The organism is Deinococcus yavapaiensis KR-236 (assembly GCF_003217515.1).
Lineage (GTDB): Bacteria > Deinococcota > Deinococci > Deinococcales > Deinococcaceae > Deinococcus_A > Deinococcus_A yavapaiensis.
Genome location: NZ_QJSX01000036.1, coordinates 1 through 4,163, shown reverse-complemented (window position 1 = coordinate 4,163; position 4,163 = coordinate 1). Strand labels below are relative to the sequence as shown.

At 61.5% G+C, this 4,163-nt stretch carries 6 protein-coding genes and 2 pseudogenes; 4 read left to right on the top strand and 4 right to left on the bottom strand.

Annotation, left to right across the window (positions count from 1 at the left end):
• The first annotated feature begins 236 nt into the window (after window positions 1–236).
• The 3 genes and pseudogenes from DES52_RS22320 to DES52_RS23565 all read left to right on the top strand — a co-directional run.
• Window positions 237–605, top strand: a complete 369-nt coding sequence (locus DES52_RS22320) for a hypothetical protein (RefSeq protein ID WP_110889039.1) — start codon at window positions 237–239, stop codon at window positions 603–605.
• A gap of 216 nt (window positions 606–821) precedes the next feature.
• Window positions 822–950: pseudogene (locus DES52_RS23810) on the top strand (IS256 family transposase); the annotation flags it as partial.
• 51 nt (window positions 951–1,001) lie between these two features.
• Window positions 1,002–1,139, top strand: a pseudogene (locus tag DES52_RS23565) (transposase); the annotation flags it as partial.
• Window positions 1,140–1,768: 629 nt separating this feature from the next.
• Here the strand turns inward: DES52_RS23565 and DES52_RS22305 are convergent.
• Entirely contained in the window at window positions 1,769–2,263 is a 495-nt protein-coding gene (locus tag DES52_RS22305; protein WP_245901232.1) for a hypothetical protein, read from the bottom strand.
• Between the two features lie 157 nt (window positions 2,264–2,420).
• On the opposite strand from DES52_RS22305, the gene DES52_RS22300 reads away from it, so the two are divergent.
• Window positions 2,421–2,897: a GreA/GreB family elongation factor gene (locus DES52_RS22300; protein ID WP_110889037.1), complete on the top strand. Its 477-nt coding sequence runs from the start codon at window positions 2,421–2,423 to the stop codon at window positions 2,895–2,897.
• Between the two features lie 7 nt (window positions 2,898–2,904).
• On the opposite strand, the gene DES52_RS22295 is transcribed toward DES52_RS22300, so the two are convergent.
• The 3 genes from DES52_RS22295 to DES52_RS23215 all read right to left on the bottom strand — a co-directional run.
• Window positions 2,905–3,078, bottom strand: coding sequence for a hypothetical protein (locus DES52_RS22295; protein WP_245901231.1), 174 nt, complete (start codon window positions 3,076–3,078; stop codon window positions 2,905–2,907).
• A 153-nt stretch (window positions 3,079–3,231) separates the two neighbouring features.
• Window positions 3,232–3,543, bottom strand: coding sequence for a hypothetical protein (locus DES52_RS22290; RefSeq protein WP_110889036.1), 312 nt, complete (start codon window positions 3,541–3,543; stop codon window positions 3,232–3,234).
• Window positions 3,544–3,829: 286 nt separating this feature from the next.
• A partial coding sequence (locus tag DES52_RS23215) for a hypothetical protein (protein WP_110889035.1) occupies window positions 3,830–4,163 on the bottom strand: 334 nt, incomplete at its 5' end.

The window sequence follows — 4,163 nt, the reverse complement described above, 5'->3', positions numbered from 1 at the left end:
GCCAGGAGTGCAAGTACCGAGAGGTATTGAGCTGACTGGTGCTCATCAGTCGAGGTCTTGATCGCCTTTCTTTCGCTCGAATTCGCAGGTTCGACGGCTCATTTTTTGCACCACCAAAACCGAGATGCCCCACGCTGAACGCGTGGGGTTTTTTGCAAAAGGGTAGCCAGCGCGCTGCTTTTGGACGAAGAGCCACGAGGTATTCCTCAAGGGCTTTTCGAGAAGGACGAGAGAACATGACAATGGCGAACAATCGCCCTTTGTCGAGCGTCCCGCAGGACGTGCAACGCCTCTTGGAAGCCACGCTAGAATTGCGTGAAGCCAAGAACGTGTTGCGCCGTGGGAACGTCATCAAGGGCGTGCAACGGCACGACCGCGCGAAGAAGTCCCTGCATCAAGTGATGAGTGTATTGATGGACGCGTCAAGTGACATGTCGCTCCGGGGTTCATTCGCGACGTTGGTGCAGGCGGGCTTGGAGTTCAAGCGGGCGTATGACGCGCACCGATCGGGAGGAGCGGCAGACTCTCGTGCGGCTTTGGAATTGGTGCGGGCGGAGAAGAAGATCATCGGGGAACTTGATTCCTTGGGACGCAGTCTCAATTGAAGGTGCTCAAAGAGCGGCCCTCCCACATGAGAGGGCCGCTCTTTCGTATCAAAGTGGTACGGTTGCGGCCGACGGCAAGGCGATCTATCGAGTTCCGACAGAGCAAGCGGTCGAGCAAGCCTTGACCACCTTCGCTGCAACACGGAACGGTCGCTCCCTGTAAATCAGCGAGATTTGGCGTTGAAACTGGAGTCGCGTCACTTCGTTATTCGTGTACCTGTTTGGATTCGTAAGGTGATCTACACGACGAACACCACTGAGAGCTCGAATCTCTCGTTGCGCAAGCTGATCAAAGGTCGCGATACGTGTACGAGTGACGCAGCGGTGATCAAACTATTGACCTTGGTTGAAGTAGAGCGGGAGCAGACCGCGTACTTGCTCCGCGGTAACAGCAGCTTCAGCGAGCGCAATCGAGTCGAGCGCCTCGTCGGGCAGCTCAAACACTTTCGGCGCGTTGCGACGCGATATGAAAAGCGGGCAGCGACCTTCCTGGGCATGTTGACGTTCGCTGCCATCCTGCTGTGGCTGAAGTAAGACGGTGCGCCAGGAGAAGTTCCACATCGGCGGGAGTGCAGCCGCGCACACCGCACACGTGAACTCCTCGTCTTTCACGATGTTGATCTGATCGCAGTGTTCGCAGCGTCGAAATACGACGGCGGGTGTAAAACCGTTAGGGAAGTCGACGTCGAGTTGTTCGAGCGCTCGGCGCACGACCGGTCAACATGTTGGCTCAGGGCAGTAGCCCGTCGACTGATTCGTGACGCTGCCCACCGCCAGGTTAGGACCACGCTCGAAAACGATTTCACCCGCCGCAAGAACGCTCGCTCCACCCGTACAGACGACGTGTTCGCTGTAACGCTCCGCGACGAGCAGCCGCGCTTGGAGATCCACCAAGAAGGTAGCGGTGACAGACTCACGGCTTGGAGAGTGCGTGTCAAGCCAACCACGAAGATCCGACGGGTGGACGAGAGGCATGCCGCTGGGCCGCCCTTGAGCCCGGAACAGAATGTCGATGGGTCCGACGTAGCGATACTCCCTTGGCACGGCTCATTACACACCTCGAGCAAGGGGACTGCTGCCTTGCTCGACCTTGGGCTACACGCCGTAAACGGGTGAGGGCCGCCCGTGCTGCTGACGGGCGGCCCTCCGTTGACTTCTCAGGCTTACAGCCCCGGAATGGGCACGGCCACCGGGCGAATCCTCTGGCCTTGGCTGTCGGCAGCGTTCAGCAGGTTGTTTGTCTGACGGTTGATGTTCTGGATGCCCTGCTCGTTGAAGCGGCCCCGTTGCAGGTCAGCCGCGACGGTGTTCACGGACTTGTTGAAGCCCGGCAGCAACGAGCCGATCTTTTGCAGGAAGGGATCGTTGGTATTGCGCGTCATCTTGATGGCGGCGTTGACCTGGGTGGCGGCAAAGGCCAGGGCTAAGCCCGCTTTGACGATGTTGGTCTTCTGGCCGGGTGCGCCAACCTGGAACTTGTACTCCCGGTAGGGACGCCAGACCCAGGTGTTGAAGGCGTAGTAGGCGGCCCCGAGGTGAAACACGAACCTAGCCTTTTCAACCACGCCCGCCTCCGCGTGCGGAACGGTTCCGGCGGCGGTGAGGCTGGCGGCGAGCAGGAGAGCGGCGCGTCTTTGGTTGGAACGCAGTAGCTTCATGGCCGGAGTGTGGCTTGTCGCACGGTTCATTTCCATGAGGCGGAGCTTGGCAGGACTTGGGAAAGGCTGCGGGCAGTGTTCATATTCGCGGGTCCCTCCAGGCGGCCTGTGTCACCCTGTGTCACCATGCGCGCATCAACAGGACGGGGGACGGCAGGTGACGCAAAGGATAGAACTGACCCAGGGTGGCTACGCGCGCTTACAACAGACGCTGGAACACGAGTACAGGCGGCTGGAAGAAGCCCGGCGCGTGGTTCAGGAGCAGATGCACGCCAACGAAAACGAGAGCCTGGGGCTCGCGGAGGCGCAGCGCGAGCTGCTCGCCACCCAGGAACGCATCACCGACATTGAGGAAACGCTGTCTCACGCCGTATTGATTGAGGCCTCGGCCGACGGCGCGAGTCAGGCCCGGCTGGGATCAGTGGTGGTCCTGCTCGACGTAGGGTCAGGCCGTGAGCTGAGGTTGCAGCTCGTCAGTCCGCCGGAAGCTTCAGCCCTCGCCGGGCAGATGCCGCGCGTCTCCACCGAGAGTCCGGTGGGCCGGGCGCTGCTCGGCCGGGCCATGGGCGAGATCTTTGAGGTCAACCTGGGTAAGCGTCAGGCGAGCTACCGGGTGGTGAGCATTACGGCCTGAGGAGCGCCTATCGCCCCAGCTTCAGGAGGCGTCCGCTGCCGTACTCGGCGACGTACAGCTCGCCTGCCTCGTCCTCGCCGAAGGTGGACGGGTTCTCGATCCGGCCGATCTGCGCCTTGGTCCAGCGCTGGCCTGAGGTCGGCGCGGCCCAGACGGTCCCGCTGGCAAAATCTGCATACACGCCGTAGAGAATGCTGCTGCCGCTGGGTCGATGGTCAATATACGGGCGACCGTTACCCTATTGCCTTGGCAACAGTGGCAGGAGACGGAACCATTGCATGTCAGTGATTTCTTCGCGGCACAATGCGAAAGGATAGCGGTCCTTCGTGAGCCGCTACCCTTGGCCTACACGCCGTAGCCGCTCGCCGCAGCACGTGCACACATCGCCCGGAATGGGCTGGCCGACCGAGCACGGCACCTTCCACGCGCTTTCCTCGATCAGCGTCATCGCGCCCCCCTCGATCTTCCCGGCGTTGATGTAGACCGAGAGGCGCACGAACGCGTCGCTCGGCGTCTGGGCTCGCGCGAAGCGCACTTCAGCGTTCGACGCGAAGTCCGTGTAGGCAGGCGTGTAAAACGACGCGACGTACACGCGTCCACCCGTGTACAACTCGCGCTCCGAATTCAACGGTTGCAGCTCGTCCATGCCCCGCCTCCTCGCGCACCCGCGTCAGGCGCAATGTGACCGCTTGCTGGTGCTGAGTTTCGCACGACTTGCACCTTCACGTCGCCCAACCCGAGTCACGTTTTTGAACCGCGCCGAGCGCGAACGGAAGGCCTAGACGTTCACCGTGCGCCGTTGCACGCTTCCTCCTGCGCCGCCTCAACGACCGCTACACGCGCCTCAAGCACACCAAATCGATCACCTTCACCAGCGTTTCGATCGAACCGAAGGACGGATGCAGCGCGCGGCTGAGATGCGGACGAAATGTTCACGGGGCGAAAAGATCGTGCAGAAGGGTATCGATCTCATCTCGCCGCCTCGGGTCCGAGCGTTGCTCTTGCATCATGAGGTACACGGCCAGGCGCTCAAGTCCCCACGTCAACACCCGCTTGCCTGGCGGGTGTTTCGCTTGCCGTCGCCACCCACCCAGGTGCGCGATCAACTGAAGTTGCCGGTCGCCCAGCGCCCCCCCGAGCTCGAACAAGAACGCCGCGACGATCCACGCATACCCCACCAACACCCGCACGCCATCGAAGGACATCAGCCGTACGCTTTCCCACCCCAGCACGCCCTTCGTCCACGCGAAGACATCAAGGGTCGCC